This is a genomic window from Pseudomonas sp. zfem003 (assembly GCF_032621675.1).
Taxonomy (GTDB): domain Bacteria; phylum Pseudomonadota; class Gammaproteobacteria; order Pseudomonadales; family Pseudomonadaceae; genus Metapseudomonas; species Metapseudomonas otitidis.
The window spans coordinates 459,336-479,623 of the sequence record NZ_JAVYJG010000003.1 but is presented as its reverse complement, the minus strand read 5'-3'; the positions used below and the strand labels follow the sequence as shown (position 1 = coordinate 479,623).

Genomic DNA, 20,288 nt, shown 5'->3' with positions numbered 1-20,288 from the left:
TCGTTCCCCCACGAGGCCCCTTCCATGACCCTGCGCATCGGCCTGATCGCCGACACCCACGGCCTGCTGAGGCCCCAGGCCCTGGCGGCCCTGGAAGGCTGCGACCACATCCTCCACGCCGGTGACATCGGCAAACCCGAGATCCTCGACGCCCTGCGCCAGCTCGCGCCCCTCAGCGTGGTGCGCGGCAACAACGACACCCAGGTCTGGGCCCAGGCCATCCCCCACGACCTCAGCGTGCAGCTGGGTGGCGCATGCCTCTACCTGGTCCACGACCAGGCCGACATCCCCACCGACCTCGCCACGCGCGGCGTCGACGCCATCATCACCGGCCACTCCCACAAGCCGCTGATCACCCAGCGCGACGGCATCCTCCACATCAACCCGGGCAGCGCCGGGCCCCGGCGCTTCAAGCTGCCGATAGCGGTGGGGTCGCTGCTGATCGAGGACGGGCGAGTCCGCGCGGAACTGCGCGAGCTGGACATCTGAACGGGTGCGCCCGGCCCGCCTGAAGGGTCGATCCGGGCATGGGGTGGACGTCGTTTCTTACGTCCACCCGCGCTGTGCCAACCGGCTCAGCGCCGCTCCCACACCTGGAAGGCGTAGGCGGGGGTGGTGTCGCTGACGGGGTACTCGATGCTGGAAGCCAGGTGCCAGTCGGCAGTGGGCACCTCGGGGAAGAAGGCATCGCCTTCCGGTTCCAGCTCCACCTGGGTCAGGTACAGGCGGTCGCCATGGGCCAGGCCCTGGGCGTAGAGCTGGGCGCCGCCGATCAGCATCACTTCCTCGGCGTCCTCCTCGCGGGCCCACACCTCGGCGCGGGCCACGGCCTCTTCCAGGCTGGCGAACACCTCGGCGCCCTCCAGCTGCAGGCCGGCCTGGCGGCTGACCACCAAGTTCAGGCGCCCCGGCAGCGGGCGGCCCAGGGAGTCCCAGGTCTTGCGGCCCATGATGATGGGCTTGCCCAGGGTCAGGGCCTTGAAGTGCTTGAGGTCCGCCGGCAGGTGCCAGGGCAGTTGGTTGTCGCGGCCGATGACCCGGTTGCGGGCCTGGGCGGCGATGAGGGCGAGGGGGAGGGTCTTTTTCATGGCGGCGAGAATACCAGAGGCCATGGCCACCGCCAGCCGGCCTTTCCTTCTGTCACCGCCAACGGTGTCACGCCCGGCAACACATGCCCGGGCGGCGCACGACAAACCGTCATCTATCCTGCCGCAGGCTTGCGCTTCCCTACCGCAAGGAGACGCCCCCATGGCATCCACCCCGACCCTGCGGCATTGGCTGGCGGCCTGCAGCCTGACGTTGCCCCTCTGCACCTTCGCCGCGCCGGACCCGGTGCAATCCGCCCTCGACTGGGCCACCCAGCAGCCCCAGGCCACCCGCGCCCCGGCGCGCGCCGAGGGCCAGCCCCTGGTGATCGGCCATCGCGGCGCCAGCGGCTACGTGCCGGAGCACACCCTGGCGTCCTACGCCCTGGCCGCCCTGCAAGGCGCCGACTACGTGGAGCCGGACCTGGTGATGACCCGCGACGGCCACCTGGTGGCCCGCCATGACAACGAACTGGGGCTGACCACCGACGTCAGCCGCCATCCCGAGTTCGCCGACCGCAAGCGCACCCAGAGCGTCGACGGTGTGCCGCTCACCGGCTGGTTCAGCGAGGATTTCACCCTGGCCGAGCTGAAGACCCTGCGCGCCATCGAGCGCATCCCCCAGGTACGCCCCGGCAATGCGCGCCTGGACGGTACCTTCGAGATCCCCACCCTGCAGGAGATCATCGACCTGGTGAAAAGCCTCCAGCTCAGCCAGCAGCGCCGCATCGGCCTGTACATCGAGACCAAGCACCCCACCCACTTCCAGCAGCTCGGCCTGGCCATGGAGAAGCCGCTGCTGCGCACCCTGCAACGCAACGGCTACATCGACCGCCGCGCGCCGGTGTACATCCAGTCCTTCGAGGTGGACAACCTGCAGCGCATCGCCCGGCAGAGCAGCCTGCGCCTGGTGCAGCTGTACGGCAGCGGCCAGCCCTACGACCAGCAGGTGCTGGGCACCGGCCTGACCTATGCACGGATGGCCAGCCCCGAAGGGCTGCACGCCGTCGCCCGCTACGCCGCCGGGGTCGGGCCGGAGAAGGGCTACATAATTCCCCGCGATGCCGCCGGCAACCTGGGCCAGCCCACCCGCTTCGTCGCCGACGCCCATGCGGCGGGCCTCAAGGTGCACCCCTACACCTTCCGCGCGGAGAACGCCTTCCTGCCCACCAACCTGCGCCAGGGCAGCGATCCGCAGGCACGGGGCGACATCCAGGCGGAGATCCGCGCCTTCCTCGACGCCGGCATCGACGGGCTGTTCATCGACCAGCCGGACCTGGCCGTGCAGGTCCGCAACGCGCGCGCGGCGCCGTAGCGCACCCCCAGGCGGGCGGTCCACCGGCCGCCCGCTGCACCACCCCTGGCGTCAGCGGTTATGCTTCTGCCTCGTCCCATGGGAAGAGAAGCCGCGTGACCGACTCCGCGAACCCCACCCTCACCGATCTGCAACGCCTCTGGCTCACCGAAGCGATCCGCCTGCGCGAAGAGCACGCCGGCCCGCTGGAGGACAGCGAAGCCAACCGCCGCGCCAACGCCGGCGGGGGCGACCTCGCCCAGCGCATCCAGGCCCGCGCACTGTTCCTCGCCCAGCGCGACGGCCAACTCGGCGCCCTCGTCCACTGGCTGCAAGGCGCCCGCCTGGCGGCCTGGGCCCTGGTGCTGCTGGCCCTGGCCAGCGGCGCCACCCTGGCGGCAGCGGCCCTGGGCGACGGGCAGCGCCCGGTCAACGTGTTCTGGGCCCTGGGCGGGCTGCTCGGCCTGCACCTGCTGACCCTGCTGGGCTGGAGCCTGGGCCTCCTGGTCGGCGGCCACGCCAGCGCCCTCGGCCGCCTGTGGTGGTGGCTGTGCGCACGCCTCTCGCGGGATGCCGCGGCCGCCCAGCTGGGCCCGGCGCTGCTGGTGATGCTGCAGCGCCGCCGCCTGACGCGCTGGGGCCTGGGCGTGCTGGTCCACGGCTTCTGGACGCTGGTGCTGGGCACCGCGCTGCTGACCCTGCTGGCCCTGCTTTCCACCCGCCGCTACGGCTTCGTCTGGGAAACCACGCTGCTTGGCAGCGACACCTTCGTCGCCCTCACCCAGGGCCTCGGCGCCCTGCCGGCGCTGCTCGGCTTCAGCCTGCCGGACAGCGACACCATCCGCGCCAGCAGCGACATGCTCGCCGACGCCGCGCCCCGCCAGGCCTGGTCCGGCTGGCTGCTGGGGGTCACGCTGGTCTACGGCCTGCTGCCGCGCCTGGGCCTGATGCTGCTGTGCCTGTGGCGCTGGAGCCGTGGCCGCGCCGGGCTGGTGGTTGAGCCCGGCCTGCCCGGCTATGCCCTGCTGCGCGAACGCCTCAACCCGGCCAGCCAACGCCTGGGTGTGGTGGACGCCGACCCCGGCCCCCAAGGGCCGATGACCGAGGCCGCACTGCCCTTCGAAGGGGCGGGCGCCCTGCTGGTGGGGATCGAACTGGACGACAGCCGCCCCTGGCCGCCCGCGCTGCCCAAGGGCGTGGGCGACGCCGGGGTGCTGGACAGCCGCGAGCAGCGCCAGCGCCTGCTGGACCAGCTCAGCCGCTTCCCGCCCCAGCGCCTGGCGATCGCCTGCGACCCGCGCCGCTCGCCGGACCGGGGCACCCTGGTGCTGATCGGCGAACTGGCGCGCAGCACCGTCGAGGCCCGGGTCTGGCTGCTGCCGGCCCCGGCCGGCGAGGCGCTGGACAGCCGGCGCCTGGAGGAATGGCACCAGGCCCTCGACCGCCAGGGCCTGCGCCACGCCGACAGCGCCCCCTTCCACTGGCTGGAGCACGGCCATGACTGAGCCCCTGCGCCTGGCCGTGGTCGGCCACACCAACGTCGGCAAGACCTCGCTGCTGCGCACCCTGCTGCGGGACCGCAGCTTTGGCGAGGTCTCCCACCGCCCCAGCACCACCCGCCATGTCGAGGGCGCGCGGCTATCCGTCGACGGTCAGCCACTGCTGGAGCTGTACGACACCCCCGGCCTGGAGGACGCCATCGCCCTGCTGGACTACCTGGAGCGCCTGGACCGCCCCGGCGAGCGGCTGGACGGCCCGGCCCGCCTGGCGCGCTTCCTCGACAGCGCCGAGGCGCGCCAGCGCTTCGAGCAGGAAGCCAAGGTGCTGCGCCAGCTGATGGCCTCCGACGCCGGCCTGTACGTCATCGACGCCCGCGAGCCGGTGCTGGCCAAGTACCGCGACGAGCTGGCGGTGCTGGCCATGTGCGGCCGGCCGCTGCTGCCGGTGCTGAACTTCGTGGCCGGCCACGACCAGCGCGGCGAGCCCTGGCGCGAGGCCCTGGCCCGGCTGGGCCTGCACGCCCTGGTGCGCTTCGACAGCGTGGCGCCGCCGCTGGACGGCGAGCCGCGCCTCTACGACAGCCTGGCCCTGCTGCTGGAGCGGGGCCGCCCGCAACTGCAGCGGCTGGTGGACGACCAGCAGGCCCAGCGCCACCTGCGCCGCCAGGCCGGTGAGCGCCTGGTGGCCGAGCTGCTGCTGGACGTGGCGGCCTGCCGCCGCAGCGTGGCCACCGAGGCCGAGGCCCTGCAGGCTGCCACCGAAGCCTTGCGCCAGCAGGTGCGCCAGCGCGAGCAGCGTTGCGTGGAAGCCCTGCTGCGGCTGTACGCCTTCAGCCGGGAGGATGCCGCCGCCAGCGACCTGCCGCTGCTGGACGGGCGCTGGGGTGATGACCTGTTCAACCCGGAAACCCTGCGCCAGCTCGGCGTGCGCCTGGGCAGCGGCGTGGCCGCAGGCGCGGCGGCCGGTGCCGGGGTGGACCTGCTGGTGGGCGGGCTGACCCTGGGGGCTGCGGCCGCCATCGGCGCACTGGCCGGCGGCGCCTGGCAGACGGTCGGGCATTACGGCCAGCGCCTGCTGGGCAAGCTGCGCGGGCATCGCGAACTGACGGTGGACGACGGCATACTGCGGCTCCTGGCGCTGCGCCAGATGGAACTGCTGCGGGCACTGGAGCTGCGCGGCCATGCGGCGCTCGAAGCGATTCGCGTGGACGCGCCGGCGGACGAGCAATGGCGCCAGGGCAAGCTGCCTGCCGCCCTGGGCAAGGCGCGGGCCCACCCGGAATGGTCCTCGCTGAACCCCGGCGCGGAGCTGGAGCAGGCCGAGCGCCAGGCCGAGCTGGAGCGCCTGGCAGCCGAACTGGCCGCTTAAGAACGTTGGCGTGGGCGGCTAGAGGCCCGGGGCCTCGATGAGAACGCGATCGTCCCGGCAGGCATTGCGGTCACCGGGACGGCGCTCGGCGAACTGGCCATCCATCACCCCCACCAGGCTGTCGGCGGGTTTGAGCGCGCGGGGCAGGCTCACCCGCACCTCTTGCAGATAGCCGCCCCGGGTGCACACCAGCAGGAAGTTGTTGCCGGCCCGGGGGTTGCCGAACTCCTCACTGACCTTCTGGTAGAACGCGGCCTGGGAGATGGCGCCGCCGACGTTGCTGGCGATGTACTGCCCGGCGCGGGTGGCATCCAGCTGACGCACCAGCTCGGCGGCGCGGCGGAAGTAGGCGTTGGCGTCCATGTCGGTCTGGCAGGTGCCGTGCTTCTCCCACTGGTAGCGGCTGAAGTCGTCGCCGTAGCCGACGTTGGGCATCCACGGCCGCAGGGTCGCGCGGGTGCTTTCGTCCAGCACCAGCGCCGGCCCTGCGCAGTGCCCGTAGCGGGTGCCGCAGGCCTGGCGGTTGGGCCAGAGGCCGTGGAGGGTGAGGTGGTTCAGTTGCAGGTCACCGCTGGCCAGGGCGTCGCACTCCGGCTTGCGCCCCTTGTAGGCGACGTGCTCGCAGAAGCCGGGCTGCCAGGTGGCGGCAAGGACGTAGCCGTCGTGCTGGCCCGGCACGTTGCAGACCCCGCCCTGGGCGGCATTCCCGGTGCCCTGGCGGGCGCCAAGGCTGAGGTCTTCCACCTGGCCGCAGCCGACCGGCACCCAGCGCAGCGGCGTGGCGTTGTCCGGCAAGCGCACCCGCAGCCAGTCGTAGTCCCGCTTGTTGACCTCCACCACCCGGTAGCGCTGCCCCGGTTGCAGGGTGGCGCCATCGGGGTTGCTGCGCTTGCGGATCGACTGGTAGGCCTCGCAACGCTGCGAGGCGACGAAGCCGCCCTGGGCGGGCTCGGCATGGGCGGCGAGGGTCCAGAGGCCGACGAGGCCGGTGAGCAGGGCGGCGAGCGGGGCGTTCATGGCGGGCTGTCCTGGAGCAGGCGGGCCGGGGCGGGCGCCCCGGCCGGGGGGTCAGACGGCGACCGGGGCCTTGATGTGCGGGTGGGCCTGGTAGCCGACCAGTTCGAAGTCCTCGAACTTGAAGGCCAGCAGGTCCTTCACCTCGGGGTTGAGCTTCATGGTGGGCAGCGGCAGCGGCTCGCGGGTGAGCTGCAGGTCGGTCTGCTCGATGTGGTTGGCGTACAGGTGGCAGTCACCGCCGGTCCAGATGAACTCGCCGGGGGCCAGGTCGCAGACTTGGGCCACCATCAGGGTCAACAGGGCGTAGCTGGCGATGTTGAAGGGCACGCCGAGGAAGATGTCCGCCGAGCGCTGGTACAGCTGGCAGCTGAGCTTGCCGTCGGCCACGTAGAACTGGAACAGCGCGTGGCAGGGCGGCAGGGCCATCTGGTCCACCAGGGCCGGGTTCCAGGCGGAGACGATCAGGCGGCGCGAGTCGGGGTTCTTGCGGATCATCTCGATCAGCTTGGCGATCTGGTCGATGGATTCACCGTTGGGCGCCGGCCAGCTGCGCCACTGGTAGCCGTAGACCGGGCCCAGGTCGCCGTTCTCGTCGGCCCATTCGTCCCAGATGGAGACACCGTTTTCCTTGAGGTAGCGGATGTTGGTGTCGCCCTGCAGGAACCACAGCAGCTCGTGGATGATGGACTTCAGGTGGCACTTCTTGGTGGTCACCAGGGGGAAGCCCTCGGCCAGGTCGAAGCGCATCTGGTGGCCGAACACGCTGTAGGTGCCGGTGCCGGTGCGGTCGCTCTTGAAGGTGCCGGTTTCGCGCACCAGGCGCATCAGGTCGAGGTACTGCTTCACGGGGTGACTCCTTGGGCGGCTTCACGACGGTGCGCCCAGACGATCAGTGCGAGGCCGCCGATGATCATCGGCAGGCAGAGGATCTGGCCCATGGTGACCCAGCCGAAGGCCAGGTAGCCGAGCTGGGCGTCCGGTACGCGGACGAACTCCACGGCGAAGCGGAAGATGCCGTAGAACAACGCGAACATCCCGGAAACCGCCATGGTCGGGCGCGGCTTGCGCGAGTAGAACCAGAGGATGACGAACAGCGCGACGCCTTCCAGGGCGAACTGGTAGAGCTGCGACGGGTGGCGCGGCAGGTGCGCCGGGTCGGTGGGGAAGATCATCGCCCAGGGCACGTCGCTGGCCTTGCCCCACAGCTCGGCGTTGATGAAGTTGCCGATGCGCCCGGCGCCGAGGCCGATGGGCACCAGCGGGGCGATGAAGTCCATGAGCTGGAAGAAGCTCTTGTTGTTGCGCTTGCCGAACCAGAGGGTGGCGAGCATCACGCCGATCAGGCCGCCATGGAAGGACATGCCGCCTTTCCAGACTTCGAGGATCAGCAGCGGGTTGGCCAGGTAGGCGGGCAGGTCGTAGAACAGCACGTAGCCCAGGCGCCCGCCGGCGATCACCCCGAGGGCGACCCAGAACACCAGGTCGGAGAGCTTCTCCTTGGTCCAGGTCGGGTCGAAGCGCTCCAGCCGGCGCGAGGCCAGCAACCAGGCACCGCCGATGCCGATCAGGTACATGAGCCCGTACCAGTGGATTTTCAGGGGTCCGAGGCTGAACGCCACCGGATCGATCTGGGGATAAGCCAGCATCACGACTCCTTAGATCAGAAAACTCAGCCCGACCGCGAACAGCAGCAGGGCGAACAGGCGCTTGAGCAGGCGCGGGGGCAGCCGGTGGGCCAGGCGCGCGCCCAGGCGGGCGAAGAACATGCTGGTGAGGGCGATCCCCACCAGCGCCGGGAGGTAGACGTATCCGACACTGTGCGGCGGCAGGTGTTCGTGGTTCCAGCCCAGCACCATGAACGACAGGGCGCTGGCGATGGCGATCGGCAGGCCGCAGGCGGAGGAGGTGGCCACGGCCTGCTGCATCGGCACGCTGCGCCAGCTGAGGAAAGGCACGGTGAGGGAGCCGCCGCCGATACCGAAGATCGCCGAGGCCCAGCCGATGAACACGCCGGCGGCGGTGAGGCCGGGCTTGCCGGGCACGTCACGGCTGGCCTTGGGCTTGAAGTCGAGGGCCATCTGCAGGGACACCAAGATGGCGAAGCAGCCGATGATCTTCTGCAGCATCGGACCCTGGATCAGCTTGGCGGTGTAGGCGCCGATGGCGGCGCCGAGCAGGATGCCCAGGGTCATCCAGGCGAAGATCGCCCAGCGCACCGCGCCCTTGCGGTGGTGTTCGCGCACGGCGTTGATCGAGGTGAAGATGATGGTCGCCAGGGAGGTGCCCACCGCCAGGTGGGTGAGGACGCTCGGATCGAACCCCTGGGCGGTGAAGCTGAACACCAGCACCGGCACGATGATCATGCCGCCGCCGACGCCGAACAGGCCGGCCAGCACCCCGGCGAAGGCGCCGAGCACCAGGTAGAGCAGGAATTCCAAGCGACACCCCCGGAAGCAAAGCGGCATGGTAACGGAAGGCCGCTTGCCGCTCCAATCAGGGCGACGGCCGTTCCCGCCCCGCTGCGCGAATCGTCGGTATTCTCGACGCCTTTTCCTACAGCCCCTAGACTCGGCCGAGGATCACGGAGAAGGAGCCTCACCATGTGCCTGATCACCTTCGCCTGGCGCCCGGGACATGCCACCCCCTTGGTACTGGCCGCCAATCGCGACGAGTTCTACGAGCGACCGACCCGCGCCCTCGGCGCCTGGCACGACGTGCCAGGCCTGCATGCCGGGCGTGACCTGGAAGCCGGCGGCACCTGGCTCGGCCTGGGGCAGGGCGGGCGCTTCGCGGCGCTGACCAACATCCGCGACCCACGCCATCCAGCCACCGGCCGCTCACGGGGCGAGCTGTGCGTGGGCTTCCTCGGCGGCACCCAGACCCCGGAGGCCTTCATGGCCGAGGCGCACCGGCGCGCGGCGGACTATGCGGGCTTCAACCTGCTGGTGGGCGACGGGCGCGAGCTGTGGTTCCTGCACTCCCGAGGCCCGGGCCCGCGTCGCCTGGAGGCGGGGCTCTACGGGCTGTCCAACGCCGACCTCGACACCCCCTGGCCGAAGGTGCGCAAGACCAAGGCCGCCCTGGCCGAGTGCCTGGACGTGGTGCGTCCGGCGGACCTGCTCAACCTCATGCACGACCCGCAGCCGGCCTCGGACGCGACCCTGCCGGACACCGGCGTAGGGCTGGAGACCGAGCGCATGCTGTCGCCGGTGTTCATCGCCAGCCGCACCTATGGCACCCGCGCCACGACGGCCCTGATCGTGCACGGGGACGGCAGCCGCGAAGTGGTGGAACGCGGCTTCGGCCCGTTCGGCAAGCCGCTGGACGATGTGCACCTGAACCTGCGCACCCGCTAGGGCGACGGGCAGACGATGACGCAGTCGCGCTGCTGCTTGGCGCGATAGAGGCCGTCGTCCAGCCGCTTGAGCAGGGCGGTGATGTCCTCGCCCTCCACCAGGCTGGCCACGGCGAAGCTGGCACTGAGGCGCTGGGGCAGGTCCGTCCCGGCCTCGGGAATCCGCCGGTGCAGACGCCGGGCCAGCTGCAGCAGGGCCTCGGGGCCGGTGTCCGGCAGCAGCAGGATGAATTCCTCGCCGCCCCAACGGGCGAAGCAGTCCTCCTCTCGCAACACAGCCCGAATCTGCTCGGCCACGACCTGGAGGATGCGGTCGCCTTCGGCATGGCCGTGCTCGTCGTTGATGCGCTTGAAGTGATCGAGGTCCAGCATCACCAGGCCGGTGGGGCAGTGGTGCCGCTGGAAGCGCTGCCATTCCCGCTGCAGCCGGGTCTCGAAGCAGCGGCGGTTGGCGATGCCGGTGAGCGGGTCGGTCTCGCTGAGGCGGATGGCGGCCTCCACCTGCTCGGCCAGGGCCCGGTTGGCCTGGGCCAGGGCCTCGGTGCGGCAGGCCACCAGGGCCTCCAGGTCGCCATTGATGCGCAGCAGTTCCTGGTTGCGCTGCTGCAGCTCCAGCTCGGCGAGCTTGCGCTGGTGGACGTCCCGGTGGGCGCCGATCATGCGGGTGGGCTGGCCGTCCTCGTCGAACTCGACGAAGCGCCCGTGATCGCTGATCCACAGGTAGCGGCCGTCCTGGCAGCGGCAGCGGTATTCCTCTTCATAGACCTCGGAGCGCCCTTCCAGGTAGGCGTTGAAGCTCTGCATGACGCGAGGCAGGTCGTCGGGGTGGATGATGTTCTCCCAGGTGTCGACGTCCTCGGGCAGGCTGTTGCGGGGGAAGCCGAGCATGGCGTACCAGCCGGGGCTGCGGGTGACATGGCCGCTGCGCATGTCCCAGTCCCAGATGCCGTCGCTGACGATCTCCAGGGCGTGGCGCAGGGTGCGTTCCACATCGCGGTCGGTGGCGGAGGGCTCGTCCATAAGCGGCAGCTCCTGGATGCCCGCAGGCGCGGGGCATCGGGTCGGGCGGCACGCGGAGCCGCCCGCTGGAGGCGGCTCAGGCCTGGATGGTCGCGGCCGGGTTGATCACGCGGCCCAGGCCCAGGTTGCGCAGGGCGAGGTGCAGCGCGCTGTGGATGACTTGAGGGTTGTCGATGCCCATCAACTGGTCAAGGAGCTCGCGGGCCTTGCTCAGGCTGAGCTGACGAAGCAGCCATTTCACCTTGGGCAGGTTGGTGGCGTTCATCGACAGGCTGTCGAAGCCCATGGCCAGCAGCAGCACGGCGGCCGCCGGGTCGCCGGCCATCTCGCCGCAGATGCTGACGGGCTTGCCTTCGGCATGGGCGTCGTTGACCACCTTGAGCAGCGCCTGGAGCACGGCGGGGTGCAGGTAGTCGTAGAGGTCGGCCACGCGCGGGTTGTTGCGGTCCACCGCCAGCAGGTACTGGGTGAGGTCGTTGGAACCGACCGAGAGGAAGTCCACCTGGCGCGCCAGTTCGCGGGTCTGGTACACGGCGGCGGGGATCTCGATCATCACGCCGACCGGCGGCATGGGGATGTCCACGCCCTCGTCGCGCACCTCGCCCCAGGCGCGGTGGATCAGGTGCAGAGACTCTTCCAGCTCCTGCACGCCGGAAATCATCGGCAGCAGGATACGCAGGTTGTTCAGGCCTTCGCTGGCCTTGAGCATGGCGCGCACCTGCACCAGGAAGATCTCCGGGTGATCGAGGGTGACGCGGATGCCGCGCCAGCCAAGGAAGGGGTTGCTTTCCTTGATGGGGAAATAGGACAGCGCCTTGTCGCCACCGATGTCCAGGGTGCGCATGGTCACCGGCAGCGGGTGGAAGGCGGCGAGCTGCTCGCGGTAGATGGCGAGCTGTTCCTTCTCGCTGGGGAAGCGCTCGTTGATCATGAACGGCACTTCGGTGCGGTACAGGCCGACGCCTTCGGCACCGCGCTCCTGGGCGCGGGTCACGTCGGCCAGCAGGCCGGTGTTGACCCACAGCGGCATGCGGTGGCCGTCGAGGGTCTCGCAAGGGAGGCTGCGCAGGGCGTCGAGGCCCTTGACCAGCTGGCGCTCCTCCTCGACCACTTCGCCGTACTGCTTGCGCAGTTCCTCGGAGGGGTTGGTGAAGACTTCGCCGTGGTAGCCGTCGACGATCAGCTCGATGCCGTCGACCTTGGAATAGGGCAGGTCGACCACGCCCATGACCGTGGGAATCCCCATGGCCCGGGCCAGGATGGCGACGTGGGAGTTGCCGGAACCGAGCACGGAGATCAGGCCCACCAGCTTGCCTTCCGGCACTTCGCCGAGCATGGCCGGGGACAGCTCCTCGCTGACCAGGATGGTGTTGTCCTGGTAGACCAGGTTCTGCTTGCGCTCTTCCTGCAGGTAGGCGAGCAGGCGGCGACCGAGGTCCTTGACGTCGGAGGCGCGCTCGCGCAGGTAGGCATCGTCCATCAGCTCGAAGCGCTTGACGTGCTCCATCACCACCTGGCGCAGGGCACCCTGGGCCCACTGGCCGGAGCGGATGACCTTCTTCACCTCCAGGCCGATGGAATCGTCGTCGAGCATCATCAGGTAGACGTCGAACAGGGCCCGCTCTTCCGGGCGCAGCTGGCTGGCCAGCTTGCTGGAGAGGCGGCGCATGTCCTCGCGCACGGACTCCAGGGCCTGCTTGAAGCGGGCGACCTCGGCCTCGATGTCATCCACCGGGCGGTCGGGCACCACTTCCAGGTCGGCCGGCGGCAGCACCACCACGGCGGTGCCCACGGCAGCGCCCGGCGCACCGGGCACGCCGACGAACTTGGCTTCCTGGATGCCCTTGCCCTGGCGGCCCAGGCCACGGATGGAGCCGGTGGCCTCGGCATGGGCGATGACGCCCGCGAGCTGGGCGCTCATGGTGACGAGGAAGGCTTCTTCGCCCTCGTCGAACTGGCGACGCTCCTTCTGCTGCACCACCAGCACGCCCATCACCCGACGGTGGTGGATGATCGGCGCGCCGAGGAAAGAGGCGTAGCGCTCCTCGCCGGTCTCGGCGAAGTAGCGGTAGCGGGGGTGGTCGGCGGCGTTCTCGAGGTTCAGCGGCTCTTCGCGGGTGCCCACCAGGCCCACCAGGCCTTCGTTGGGGGCCATGCTGACCTTGCCGATGGAGCGTTTGTTGAGGCCCTCGGTGGCCATCAGCACGAAGCGGTTGGCCTCGGGGTCGAGCAGGTACACCGAGCAGACCTGGCTGCCCATGGCCTCCTTCACCCGCTGCACGATGATCGCCAGCGCCGCCTTGAGATCCTTGGCGGCGTTCACTTCCTGGACGATCTTGCGCAGGGTATTGAGCATGGCCGTGTAGCCTTTCTCCGGGTCAGTCTTGCGCCAGCAGGCGCGGGGCGAGTTCCTTGAGGGCGCGACGATAGACTTCTCGCTTGAAGGTCACGACCTGTCCAAGCGGGTACCAGTAGCTGACCCAGCGCCACCCATCGAACTCGGGCTTGCCGGTCAGGTCCATGCGCACCCGGGTCTCATCGGACTTCAGGCGCAACAGGAACCACTTCTGCTTCTGGCCGATGCACAGCGGCTGGCTGTGCGTGCGCACCAGGCGCTGCGGCAGACGATAGCGCAGCCAGCCACGGGTGCATGCCAGGATCTTCACATCCTGCTCTTCGAGGCCGACTTCTTCGTTCAATTCGCGGAACAGCGCTTCTTCAGGCGTTTCGCGCGGGTTGATGCCCCCCTGGGGGAACTGCCAGGCGTCCTGATTGATGCGTCGCGCCCACAGCACCTGCCCGACATCATTGGCGAGAATGATGCCGACATTAGGGCGGAAACCATCGGGATCGATCACAGCGGACAACCTCGCTTGCGCATGTCGCGGCATTGTTCCACAAAGCCTGTAAACGCGGCAATGCGGGCTTTTCACGCAATGGGCAGCCCCCGGAAAAGGGGGTATCCTGCGCGGCCTTCGGCAGCTTCCAGCAAGGTGATAGACGTGCGCCTGGCCCTTTTCGACCTCGACAACACCCTCCTCGGCGGCGACAGCGACCACGCCTGGGGCGAGTACCTCTGCGAACGCGGCCTGGTGGACGCCTCCACCTACCGGGCGCGCAACGACGCCTTCTACCAGGACTACCTGGCCGGCACCCTCGACGTACAGGCCTACCAGGACTTCTGCCAGGAGATCCTCGGCCGCCACGACCTGGAGCAGTTGGCCACCTGGCACCGCGAGTTCATGCGCGACCGCATCGAGCCGATCCTGCTGGCCAAGGGCGAGGCACTGCTGGCCGAGCACCGCGCCGCCGGCGACCGCCTGGTGATCATCACCGCCACCAACCGCTTCATCACCGGTCCGATCGCCGAGCGCCTGGGCGTGGACGACCTGCTGGCCACCGAGTGCGAGGTGGTGAACGGCCGCTACACCGGCCGCAGCACCGACGTGCCGTGCTTCCGCGAAGGCAAGGTGGTGCGCCTGGAGCGCTGGCTGGCGGAGAACGGCCTGAGCCTGGACGACGCCAGCTTCTACAGCGACTCGGTGAACGACATGCCTCTGCTGGAGCGGGTCAGCCGCCCGGTGGCCGTCGACCCGGACGACCGCCTGCGTGCCGAGGCCCATGCCCGTGGCTGGGCGGTGATCTCGCTGCGCTGACCCACGCGGGCCGCGCCTGGCGGCCCGTCAGAGCGGCTTGGCCACCATCAGGAAGAAGATCGCCACGAAGGCGATGAACGCCGGCCAGCCCAGCACGAACCAGATGCGCATATAGAGGAAGGCCCGCTCCGGCAGGGCCTGGCCGCCGGCCAGCGCCTGGGCGGCCATGTCGCGCACGCGGATCTGCAGCCACACCACCGGTAGCCAGCACAGCCCGGCGAATACGTAGAGCCCCACGCTCCACAGAATCCAGAACTGGTTCAGCGGCCAGCCCGCCACCTTCGCCAGCGCCAGCCCGCTGAGGGGCTGGAACACCGCCGTGGTGGCAATGAACAGCCAGTCGGCGGTGACCAGGTGGCGGAAGGTCACCGCGATCACCTCCAGCCGTTGGCTGTGCCAGGCCCGCAGGGCGTAGTAGGCCGACCCCAGCCCGGTGCCGAACAGCAGGGTGGAGGACAGGATGTGCAGGGTCTTCAGCAGCAGGTACAGGCTCATCGGGCAGGCGTCCGTGGTGGGGGCTCCAGCCACAGCACCCAGAGGGTGGCGACCATGAGCACCAGGTTCTTGCCGACCGCCGCGTAGGGGTCGGCCCAGTAGTGGGGCAGCAGCAAGGTGATCAGCAGGGTGTAGACCAGCATCAGGCCCAACTGGGCCTGCAAGGCGCGCACGCGCCAGCGGCGGACCAGCAGGCCGAGCCCCAGCGCGGCATCCAGCAGCGAACCGCTGACCACCGCCAGGCTCGCCGGCCAGCCGTTCACGCCCATGTCGGCCATGATGCGCAGCCCCCAGTCGTACCCCGGCCCCAGGCAGACGAAGGCCGTCCCCAGCCAGATCAGCGCCAGCACGGCCAGCATCGCGGGGCGCATCAGGCGGGTGATGACCCGCTCCGGCTGCGGCCAGCCACCCGTCAGGCGCAGGGCAAGGGGCACCGCGCGATAGCCGCAGAGCGCCGCCAGGGCATCCGGCTCGGCGAGGTTGTCGCGCCGTGCCAGGGTCATCAGTTGAGGGTCGAGAGCCCGCCAGCCGAACCAACGGGCCGCCCGCGCGCCCAGCGCCGCGAGCGCACCGGGCAGGCGCAGCCAGCGACCGGGGCCACGCCCGCGCATACGGCGGAGCAGGTCCAGCAGGCCACCCTGGGTAAGGATATCGGGGCCCACCAGCGGCACCGCGCAGGGCTGTGCCGGCCAGCGGCGAATCAGCGCCAGCACCGCGCCGGCCAGGTCGTCCACATGCACCGGGCGGCTGCGCGCGCCGACATCCGGCAGGGGCGCGACGGGCAGGCAGGCCAGGGCTTCCAGCCAGCCGCTGCTGGCGCCGCCTTCACCCAGCACCAGGGACGGGCGCAGCACCACGGCGGGTATGCCGAGGCCGAGCAGGTGTGCATCCGCCCGCGCCTTGCTGGCCAGGAAGGGCACATCCGGGTGATCACCCGCCCCCAACGCGGAAAGCTGCAGCACCGCCGCGCCATGGCGGGCCGCGAGGTCGAAGAGGGCCTTGGGCCCATCCGCCTGCAGCCTTTCCAGTCGTGCGGAATCGGGCAGCAGCGCGCCGGCGGCGTTGATCACCAGGCCCACGCCCGCCGGCCAGGGGAAGCCGTCGGGGTCGCCTGCCAAGCGCTCGAGGTCGAGGGCGCGCCACTCCACGCCCGGGCAGGGAGTCCCGCTGCCGGTACGCGACGTGGCCACCAGGCTCTGGCCCGCGCCAAGGAGAGCAGCCAGCAGGCGCTGGCCGATGAAACCGCTGGCACCGACCAGCAGGATGCGGTTGAACGCCAAGTCAGACCGGCCGCACGAGGATGAGGCCGAGGATCACCAGCAGCAGGATCAGGCCGAGGGCGGCATAGCCGAGGCTGAAGCCGAGGAAGCGCCCGCGCGGGGCGGCCAGTTCGGCCGGGCCGGCATGCAGCACCAGCAGGCGGCGACTGGCCAGCAGCCAGGCGATGCCGGCCAGCAGGTAGAGCAGGCTGCTGCCCAGTACCCAGGTCAGGCCCAGGGGAATGCCGCGCTGGTCCAGCACCAGCCAGCCGGACACGGGCGCAGCGAGGCCCAGCAGCAGCAAGGCCGGCACGCCGAACAGCGCGGCCTGGCGCGGGCTCGGTGCCCAGCCTGGCAGGGCGCCGTGCCAGGCTCGCAGGACGAACCAGAACAGCAGGAGGGCCACCGCCATCAGCAGGGCGATCGCCAGGCCGTTGAGGCCCAGCAGCAGGTCAGCGTCCATCATCCTTCCTCCAATCGGGCGACGGGCTCAGTGTAGTCGCCCGGTCTGCGACCTCAGCTGAGGAACAGCCGGTAGGCCGGGTTTTCCGTTTCGTCCCAGTAGGGGTAGCCGATGGCGGCGAGGGCCTCGGGCACCAGGTGGCGCTCCTCCGCTGGCACCTGCAGCCCTGCCACCACGCGGCCGTCGGCGGCGCCGTGGTTGCGGTAGTGGAACAGGGTGATGTTCCAACGCCCGCCCAGCTTGTCGAGGAAGTTGAACAGCGCACCGGGGCGCTCGGGGAATTCGAAGCGGAAGATCGACTCGTCCTCCACCCGAGGCGCACGGCCGCCCACCATGTGGCGGATGTGCAGCTTGGCCAGCTCGTTGTCGGTCAGGTCCAGAACCGGGAAGCCCTGCTCGCGCAGGCCATTGACCAGCGCCTCGCGGGGGTCGTTGAGCGGGTGGGTCTGCACGCCGACGAAGATGTGCGCCTCGTTGTCGGTGTTGTAGCGGTAGTTGAACTCGGTGATCTGGCGCTTGCCGATGGCCTCGCAGAACGCCTTGAAGCTGCCCGGGCGCTCGGGAATGGTCACCGCGATGATCGCCTCGCGCTTCTCGCCCAGCTCCGCGCGCTCGGCCACGTGGCGCAGGCGGTCGAAGTTGATGTTGGCGCCGGAGTCGATGGCCACCAGGGTCTGGCCCTCGATGCCCTCGCGCTCGACGTAGCGCTTGATGCCTGCCACGGCCAGGGCACCGGCGGGCTCGGTGATGGAGCGGGTGTCGTCGTAGATGTCCTTGATCGCCGCGCAGATCTCGTCGGTGCTGACGGTCACCACTTCATCGACGTGATGGCGGCAGATGTCGAAGGTGTGCTGGCCGATCTGCGCCACCGCCACGCCATCGGCGAACAGCCCGACCTGGCCCAGCACCACGCGCTCGCCGGCGGCCATGGCGGCCTGCAGGCAGTTGGAGTCGTCCGGCTCGACGCCGATCACCTTCACCTCGGGGCGCAGGTACTTCACGTAGGCGGCGATGCCGGCGATCAGGCCGCCGCCGCCCACCGGCACGAAGATGGCGTCCAGGCGCCCCGGGTGCTGGCGGAGGATCTCCATCGCCACGGTGCCCTGCCCGGCGATCACATGGGGGTCGTCATAGGGGTGGATGTAGACGAAGCCCTTCTCCTCCACCAGCTTCAGCGAATAGGCCAGCGCCTCGGGGAAGGCGTCGCCGTGCAGCACCACCTTGCCGCCCCGGGCGCGCACGCCCTGGACCTTCAGCTCGGGGGTGGTGCGCGGCATCACGATGGTGGCTTCGATGCCCAGCTCGCGGGCCGCCAGGGCCAGGCCCTGGGCGTGATTGCCGGCCGAGGCGGTGACCACGCCACGGGCCAGTTCCTCGGCGGACAGCTGGGCCAGCTTGTTGTAGGCCCCGCGGATCTTGAAGGAGAAGACCGGCTGCAGGTCTTCGCGCTTGAGCAGCACCTGGTTGCCGAGGCGCTCGGTCAGGCGTGGCGCGCGTTGCAGCGGGGTTTCCACCGCGACGTCATAAACGCGCGAGGTGAGGGTCTTCTTGACGTAGTCTTCGAGCATCACGGCTTCACTGGCGGGCGGGGCGGGAGCGGCGAGTCTACCGCAGGCGTCCGTCGACCGACCACACGGGATGCGGGGTTTTGCCGTGGCGAGCGGCTATACTGCGCGCCCTCGGATACCCCTCACAACGTGGACCACCGCATGAACCAGGACCAGCTCAAGCAGGCCGTCGCCCAGGCCGCCGTCGACCACATCCTTCCGCTGATCGACAGCAAAAGCGTCATCGGCGTCGGCACCGGCTCCACCGCCAACTTCTTCATCGACGCCCTGGCCCGCCACAAGATGGCCTTCGACGGCGCCGTCGCCAGCTCCGAGGCCACTGCGCAGCGCCTGAAGGGCCATGGCATCCCGGTCTACGACCTGAACACCGTGGACGCCCTGGAGTTCTACGTGGACGGCGCCGACGAGAGCGACGAGCACCTGAACCTGATCAAGGGCGGCGGTGCCGCACTGACCCGCGAGAAGATCGTCGCCGCCGTGGCACGCACCTTCATCTGCATCGCCGACGCCAGCAAGCTGGTGCCGGTGCTCGGCGCCTTCCCGCTGCCGGTGGAAGTCATCCCCATGGCCCGCAGCCACGTGGCCCGCCAACTGGTGAAACTGGGCGGCGACCCGGTCTACCGCGAAGGTGTCGTCACCGACAACGGCAACATCATCCTCGACGTGCACAACCTCTCCATCGTCGACCCGAAGGGCCTGGAGGCGCAGATCAACGCCATCGTCGGCGTGGTCACCAACGGCCTCTTCGCCGCCCGCCCGGCCGACCTGCTGCTGCTCGGCACCGCCGAAGGCGTGAAGACGCTCAAGGCCTGACCAACAGCGCCCGGCGTGCAACGCGCCGGGCCCGCCCTGCAACACCGGCGTCTTCAGACGCTCGCCATCGACCATCAAAGTGCCATCAGCCTTGAGGCTCTGTTAGGCTCTGCGCCGCGATACATCCCCCACCCCTCAAGGAATGCCATGAAGAAGGAAACCTTCATCCCCCTGGCGCTGTGCGCCCTGCTGACTGGCTGCTTCGAAACCCCCATCGAGAAGACCGACAAGGCCATCAGCCTCTACCGCCCCGATACCACCGCTGCGCAGCAGTTGCAGGAAGCCCATGAGCTGCTGGAGAGCGCTGCCGAAGACAAGGAGCCCCGTGCGCAGTACATGCTGGCCAAGATGTACGAGCGTGGCGACGGCGTCGCCCAGGACTACAACAAGGCCTTCGCGCTCTATACCCAGTCATCCCTCAACGGCAACGGCGACGCCTCCTACATGCTGAGCCGCTACGTCGAAGACGCGCAGTTCGGCCAGAAGGTGGACGTGCAGCAGGCGAAGAACTTCCTGGAGAAGGGCGCCAGCCAGGGCTCCTACACCGCCAAGCTGCTGCTGGGCCTGGCCCTGCTCAACGGCAACCCGCCGTTCCGCCAGGACGTCGACCAGGGCGAACGCCTCCTGCTCGAAGTCGCCGAGAAGGACCCAGTGGAAGGCCACCGCCTGCACGCCAACCTGGGGCTGGCCAACCTCTATGCCGACCCCACCCTGGGCAAGCTCGCCCCGGAGAAGGTCGTTACGGCCTATGAATACCTGGCGCAACACGGACCCTACGGTTACCCGCCGATCCTCATGGGTCTGTTCGACGGCCACATCCCCGCGCTGGCGGATGAAGCCCGCCGCCGCGCCGTCTTCGAGCAGTACGCCGAGAGCAACGACCGGGTGAAGCTGCTCTACCTGGCCGGCGCCATCGGCGACGGCGAGGGCGCCCTGATCAGCGAGGCCGACTATCGCGCGCTGCTGGCCGAGACATCCGCCAAGGGCGATCGACTCGCTTCCGAACTGGGTTGCCGCCTGTTCGCCCCGCCTCTGAAACGCAAGATGGGTCGTGGCGACCCCGCCCAGGCGGAACAGGTGCTGGCCTGGTGCGATGCCGACGCCCGCACGGGCTCGGCCTTTGGTCAGAGCAACGCCACCGCCCTCAACCTGCTCAAGCGCGACTTCAAGCAGACGTTCATCTGGGCCAGCGTGGCCCTGGCCGATGGCAACCAGGACGGCAAAACGGCACTGGTGCTGCTGGCGGGTGCCGGCTACAGCCCGTCGGAGGCGGAAATGAACGACCTCGTCCAGCAAGCCAAGACCCTGCGCAGCGACATCAAGACCGCCCAGGCGAACTACCGCGACAAATCCCTCGACCTCCCCCTGGTCGAACGCCCCTGGTACTGACGGGGC

Annotated in this window: 20 protein-coding genes; 8 read left to right on the top strand and 12 right to left on the bottom strand. The window is 69.8% G+C overall.

Going from position 1 to position 20,288, the window contains the following annotated elements; translation table 11 throughout:
* Positions 1–24: 24 nt before the first annotated feature.
* Entirely contained in the window at positions 25–489 is a 465-nt protein-coding gene (locus tag RTK35_RS08455) for a metallophosphoesterase family protein (RefSeq protein WP_316907780.1), read from the top strand.
* 86 nt (positions 490–575) lie between these two features.
* Here RTK35_RS08455 and RTK35_RS08450 read toward each other — a convergent pair whose 3' ends face one another.
* Positions 576–1,088 (bottom strand): dihydrofolate reductase, encoded by a 513-nt coding sequence (locus RTK35_RS08450; RefSeq protein WP_139233538.1) that lies wholly within the window; start codon positions 1,086–1,088, stop codon positions 576–578.
* Positions 1,089–1,248: 160 nt separating this feature from the next.
* Between RTK35_RS08450 and RTK35_RS08445 the strand changes: the two genes are divergently transcribed.
* The 3 genes from RTK35_RS08445 to RTK35_RS08435 all read left to right on the top strand — a co-directional run bounded on the left by RTK35_RS08445 (position 1,249) and on the right by RTK35_RS08435 (position 5,247).
* A complete protein-coding gene (locus RTK35_RS08445; protein ID WP_316907779.1) occupies positions 1,249–2,400 on the top strand; it encodes a glycerophosphodiester phosphodiesterase in 1,152 nt (383 codons plus the stop codon).
* Positions 2,401–2,495: 95 nt separating this feature from the next.
* Positions 2,496–3,884, top strand: coding sequence for a DUF2868 domain-containing protein (locus tag RTK35_RS08440; protein WP_316907778.1), 1,389 nt, complete (start codon positions 2,496–2,498; stop codon positions 3,882–3,884).
* Positions 3,877–5,247 carry a GTPase/DUF3482 domain-containing protein gene (locus RTK35_RS08435; RefSeq protein ID WP_174244735.1) on the top strand — a complete coding sequence of 457 codons (1,371 nt, stop codon included), beginning with the start codon at positions 3,877–3,879 and terminating at the stop codon, positions 5,245–5,247. The genes RTK35_RS08440 and RTK35_RS08435 overlap by 8 nt, the downstream gene beginning before the upstream one ends.
* Before the next feature lie 18 nt (positions 5,248–5,265).
* On the opposite strand, the gene RTK35_RS08430 is transcribed toward RTK35_RS08435, so the two are convergent.
* From RTK35_RS08430 to RTK35_RS08415, 4 genes are read right to left on the bottom strand one after another with little or no spacing between them, the layout of a single operon-like run.
* A complete protein-coding gene (locus RTK35_RS08430) occupies positions 5,266–6,264 on the bottom strand; it encodes a ribonuclease T2 family protein (protein WP_142012882.1) in 999 nt (332 codons plus the stop codon).
* 51 nt (positions 6,265–6,315) lie between these two features.
* Positions 6,316–7,110: a thymidylate synthase gene (locus RTK35_RS08425; protein WP_142012884.1), complete on the bottom strand. Its 795-nt coding sequence runs from the start codon at positions 7,108–7,110 to the stop codon at positions 6,316–6,318.
* Positions 7,107–7,910 carry a prolipoprotein diacylglyceryl transferase gene (lgt, locus tag RTK35_RS08420; protein WP_044402306.1) on the bottom strand — a complete coding sequence of 268 codons (804 nt, stop codon included), beginning with the start codon at positions 7,908–7,910 and terminating at the stop codon, positions 7,107–7,109. The genes RTK35_RS08425 and lgt overlap by 4 nt, the downstream gene beginning before the upstream one ends.
* 9 nt (positions 7,911–7,919) lie before the next feature.
* Positions 7,920–8,702, bottom strand: a complete 783-nt coding sequence (locus RTK35_RS08415; RefSeq protein ID WP_074967135.1) for a sulfite exporter TauE/SafE family protein — start codon at positions 8,700–8,702, stop codon at positions 7,920–7,922.
* Between the two features lie 162 nt (positions 8,703–8,864).
* Between RTK35_RS08415 and RTK35_RS08410 the strand changes: the two genes are divergently transcribed.
* Positions 8,865–9,620, top strand: a complete 756-nt coding sequence (locus tag RTK35_RS08410; protein ID WP_316907777.1) for an NRDE family protein — start codon at positions 8,865–8,867, stop codon at positions 9,618–9,620.
* Here RTK35_RS08410 and RTK35_RS08405 read toward each other — a convergent pair.
* The 3 genes from RTK35_RS08405 to RTK35_RS08395 form a co-directional block, all read right to left on the bottom strand.
* On the bottom strand, positions 9,617–10,639 hold the full coding sequence (locus RTK35_RS08405; protein WP_316907776.1) for a sensor domain-containing diguanylate cyclase: 1,023 nt from the start codon (positions 10,637–10,639) through the stop codon (positions 9,617–9,619). The genes RTK35_RS08410 and RTK35_RS08405 overlap by 4 nt on opposite strands.
* A 76-nt stretch (positions 10,640–10,715) precedes the next feature.
* A complete protein-coding gene (ptsP, locus tag RTK35_RS08400) occupies positions 10,716–12,995 on the bottom strand; it encodes a phosphoenolpyruvate--protein phosphotransferase (protein ID WP_044402299.1) in 2,280 nt (759 codons plus the stop codon).
* Between the two features lie 22 nt (positions 12,996–13,017).
* Positions 13,018–13,497 carry an RNA pyrophosphohydrolase gene (locus RTK35_RS08395; RefSeq protein ID WP_044402295.1) on the bottom strand — a complete coding sequence of 160 codons (480 nt, stop codon included), beginning with the start codon at positions 13,495–13,497 and terminating at the stop codon, positions 13,018–13,020.
* A gap of 144 nt (positions 13,498–13,641) precedes the next feature.
* Here RTK35_RS08395 and RTK35_RS08390 point away from each other — a divergent pair, with 144 nt between their 5' ends.
* Positions 13,642–14,295 (top strand): HAD family hydrolase, encoded by a 654-nt coding sequence (locus tag RTK35_RS08390; RefSeq protein ID WP_316907775.1) that lies wholly within the window; start codon positions 13,642–13,644, stop codon positions 14,293–14,295.
* 27 nt (positions 14,296–14,322) lie between these two features.
* Here RTK35_RS08390 and RTK35_RS08385 read toward each other — a convergent pair whose 3' ends face one another.
* From RTK35_RS08385 to ilvA, 4 genes are read right to left on the bottom strand one after another with little or no spacing between them, the layout of a single operon-like run.
* Positions 14,323–14,790 (bottom strand): DUF2269 domain-containing protein, encoded by a 468-nt coding sequence (locus RTK35_RS08385; RefSeq protein WP_316907774.1) that lies wholly within the window; start codon positions 14,788–14,790, stop codon positions 14,323–14,325.
* Positions 14,787–16,070: an SDR family oxidoreductase gene (locus RTK35_RS08380; protein WP_316907773.1), complete on the bottom strand. Its 1,284-nt coding sequence runs from the start codon at positions 16,068–16,070 to the stop codon at positions 14,787–14,789. Before RTK35_RS08380 ends, RTK35_RS08385 begins: the two co-directional genes overlap by 4 nt.
* Position 16,071: 1 nt before the next feature.
* Complete coding sequence (locus RTK35_RS08375; RefSeq protein ID WP_044402283.1) at positions 16,072–16,512, bottom strand: DUF2269 family protein; 441 nt, start codon at positions 16,510–16,512, stop codon at positions 16,072–16,074.
* Positions 16,513–16,565: 53 nt separating this feature from the next.
* On the bottom strand, positions 16,566–18,080 hold the full coding sequence (gene ilvA / locus RTK35_RS08370; protein ID WP_044402280.1) for a threonine ammonia-lyase, biosynthetic: 1,515 nt from the start codon (positions 18,078–18,080) through the stop codon (positions 16,566–16,568).
* Positions 18,081–18,221: 141 nt separating this feature from the next.
* Between ilvA and rpiA the strand changes: the two genes are divergently transcribed.
* Positions 18,222–18,893: a ribose-5-phosphate isomerase RpiA gene (gene rpiA, locus RTK35_RS08365; protein WP_044402277.1), complete on the top strand. Its 672-nt coding sequence runs from the start codon at positions 18,222–18,224 to the stop codon at positions 18,891–18,893.
* 147 nt (positions 18,894–19,040) lie between these two features.
* On the top strand, positions 19,041–20,282 hold the full coding sequence (locus tag RTK35_RS08360) for a tetratricopeptide repeat protein (RefSeq protein WP_253121926.1): 1,242 nt from the start codon (positions 19,041–19,043) through the stop codon (positions 20,280–20,282).
* Positions 20,283–20,288 lie beyond the last annotated feature (6 nt).

What these genes read in the sequence shown, in the direction of transcription:
- RTK35_RS08455 (WP_316907780.1), top strand. Translation starts at nt 25, where the DNA reads ATGACCCTGCGCATCGGCCTGATCGCCGACACCCACGGCCTGCTGAGG.
- RTK35_RS08450 (WP_139233538.1), bottom strand. Translation starts at nt 1,088, where the DNA reads ATGAAAAAGACCCTCCCCCTCGCCCTCATCGCCGCCCAGGCCCGCAAC.
- RTK35_RS08445 (WP_316907779.1), top strand. Translation starts at nt 1,249, where the DNA reads ATGGCATCCACCCCGACCCTGCGGCATTGGCTGGCGGCCTGCAGCCTG.
- RTK35_RS08435 (WP_174244735.1), top strand. Translation starts at nt 3,877, where the DNA reads ATGACTGAGCCCCTGCGCCTGGCCGTGGTCGGCCACACCAACGTCGGC.
- RTK35_RS08430 (WP_142012882.1), bottom strand. Translation starts at nt 6,264, where the DNA reads ATGAACGCCCCGCTCGCCGCCCTGCTCACCGGCCTCGTCGGCCTCTGG.
- lgt (WP_044402306.1), bottom strand. Translation starts at nt 7,910, where the DNA reads ATGCTGGCTTATCCCCAGATCGATCCGGTGGCGTTCAGCCTCGGACCC.
- RTK35_RS08410 (WP_316907777.1), top strand. Translation starts at nt 8,865, where the DNA reads ATGTGCCTGATCACCTTCGCCTGGCGCCCGGGACATGCCACCCCCTTG.
- RTK35_RS08405 (WP_316907776.1), bottom strand. Translation starts at nt 10,639, where the DNA reads ATGGACGAGCCCTCCGCCACCGACCGCGATGTGGAACGCACCCTGCGC.
- ptsP (WP_044402299.1), bottom strand. Translation starts at nt 12,995, where the DNA reads ATGCTCAATACCCTGCGCAAGATCGTCCAGGAAGTGAACGCCGCCAAG.
- RTK35_RS08385 (WP_316907774.1), bottom strand. Translation starts at nt 14,790, where the DNA reads ATGAGCCTGTACCTGCTGCTGAAGACCCTGCACATCCTGTCCTCCACC.
- RTK35_RS08375 (WP_044402283.1), bottom strand. Translation starts at nt 16,512, where the DNA reads ATGGACGCTGACCTGCTGCTGGGCCTCAACGGCCTGGCGATCGCCCTG.
- ilvA (WP_044402280.1), bottom strand. Translation starts at nt 18,080, where the DNA reads ATGCTCGAAGACTACGTCAAGAAGACCCTCACCTCGCGCGTTTATGAC.
- rpiA (WP_044402277.1), top strand. Translation starts at nt 18,222, where the DNA reads ATGAACCAGGACCAGCTCAAGCAGGCCGTCGCCCAGGCCGCCGTCGAC.
- RTK35_RS08360 (WP_253121926.1), top strand. Translation starts at nt 19,041, where the DNA reads ATGAAGAAGGAAACCTTCATCCCCCTGGCGCTGTGCGCCCTGCTGACT.